Consider the following 1,750-nt stretch of genomic DNA (forward strand, 5'->3'; position numbering starts at 1 on the left):
TCGAGCACCGCCTGCGCCATCGCGCGGATGGCGATGGTGTGCTCGTCGCGCTGGGCGGGGTCGGCGACGCGGCCCTTCCACAGCGCGTTGTCCACCGCCAGCAGGCCGCCCGGCCGCAGCAGGCGCAGGGCCTGCTCGACGTAGGCGGCGTACTCGGTCTTGTCGGCGTCGACGAGCACCAGGTCGTAGGCGGCATCGGTCAGGCGGGGCAGCACGTCGAGGGCCAGGCCGGGGATCATGCGCACGCGGCCGCTGCGGACGCCCGCCTCGGCCAGCGCCTCCCTGGCGGCGCGCTGGTGCTCGATCTCCACGTCGATGCTGGTGAGCACCCCGTCCTCGGGCATGCCGCGCAGCAGGTAGAGGGTGGAGACGCCGGCGCCGGTGCCGACCTCGACGGCGGTGCGGGGCCGCACGGCGGCGGCGAGCACGGACAGCAGCGCCCCCACGCCGGGGTGGACGGGTGTGCAGCCCAGGTCGTCGGCGCGCGCGCGGGCGCGCTGCAGCACCTCGTCCTCGGGCACGAAGCCCTCCGCGTAGGCCCAGCTGGCGGGCTGCTTGGCGCTGCTCGGGAACACCACGCGACGCACCTTAGCCGCTGGGTGGCGGGGTGGTGATCCCAGCGAGTCCACAGCCGCCGCGGGAACTGCTCCCAGCGCGCCGGCGTTGACTCGACCAGGAGCCCGGGGCAGCGGTCGCGGGCCGGTTCGTCTCCGGAGAGGACGTAGGTCACCATGGGTTCGTTGGCGGTGCCGTTCGCGGTGCCCTTCCCCGCCGTCCCCGGGAGGAGAGCGGTGCGCGAACGCGGTGTGCCCACCGACGGGCCGGGCGTGGTGGCGGCGGAGTCCGCCGAGACCGCCGACGCCGCCGCCCCGGCGCAGCCGGTCGCCGAGGCGTGGGTGCCCCCCACGTGGGAGGAGGTCGTGCGCGACCACTCCGCGCGGGTGTACCGCCTCGCCTACCGCCTGACGGGCAACCGCCACGACGCGGAGGACCTCACCCAGGAGGTCTTCGTGCGCGTCTTCCGGTCGCTGTCGAGCTACGCGCCGGGCACGTTCGAGGGCTGGCTGCACCGCATCACGACGAACCTCTTCCTGGACCAGGTGCGGCGCAAGCAGCGCATCCGCTTCGACGCGCTGGCGGACGACTCCGCCGAGCGGCTGCCCAGCGCCGAGCCGGGCCCGGAGCGCGCCTACGAGCACCGCAACCTCGACGACGACGTGCAGACGGCGCTGGACTCCCTGCCCCCGGACTTCCGCGCCGCGGTGGTGCTCTGCGACATCGAGGGCCTCAGCTACGAGGAGATCGCCGCGACCCTCGGCGTGAAGCTCGGCACGGTCCGCTCCCGGATCCACCGCGGGCGCGCGCAGCTGCGCCAGGCGCTGGCGCACCGCGCGCCGCGGCAGGCCCCGGCGACCACGGGGGAGCGGCCGTGGTGACCGGGGGCGGGGGAGCCCACCTGGGCGCGCGGGTCACGGCGCTCGTCGACGGCCGGCTGCAGGCGGACGTCGCCGCCCGCGCCGGGGAGCACGTGCACCGCTGCGCGGACTGCACCGCGGAGGTGGAGGCCGAGCGCCTGGTCAAGGCGCGGCTGGCCTCGCTGGAGGGGCCCGCGCCGTCGGAGGACCTGCTGCTGCGGCTGCAGGCCCTCGGGGGGCCCGTCGGGCCGCTGCGCCCGCGGGAGCAGCCGATGGCCGGGGTGCCGCGCCGGCCGCTCGTCGCGCCGCCCCGGCTGGCGGACGCGGTCCGGCCG

The 1,750-nt window shown here is 76.9% G+C and carries 2 protein-coding genes and 1 pseudogene; 2 read left to right on the forward strand and 1 reads right to left on the reverse strand.

Translation table 11 applies throughout. The annotated features are described in order from the left end of the window. Window positions 1-578: O-methyltransferase (locus ABEB16_RS17645; protein ID WP_345713527.1), on the reverse strand; the 578-nt coding region annotated here is incomplete at its 3' end. 153 nt (window positions 579-731) lie between these two features. On the opposite strand from ABEB16_RS17645, the pseudogene sigE reads away from it, so the two are divergent. Together sigE and ABEB16_RS17655 are read left to right on the forward strand one after the other, a co-directional pair. Next, window positions 732-1,400 (forward strand): annotated as a pseudogene (sigE, locus tag ABEB16_RS17650) (RNA polymerase sigma factor SigE); the annotation flags it as partial. Window positions 1,401-1,429: 29 nt separating this feature from the next. Continuing rightward, on the forward strand, window positions 1,430-1,750 hold a 321-nt coding region (locus ABEB16_RS17655; protein ID WP_486335995.1), incomplete at its 3' end, for an anti-sigma factor.

It is taken from the genome of Kineococcus glutinatus, assembly GCF_039542765.1.
Lineage (GTDB): Bacteria > Actinomycetota > Actinomycetes > Actinomycetales > Kineococcaceae > Kineococcus_A > Kineococcus_A glutinatus.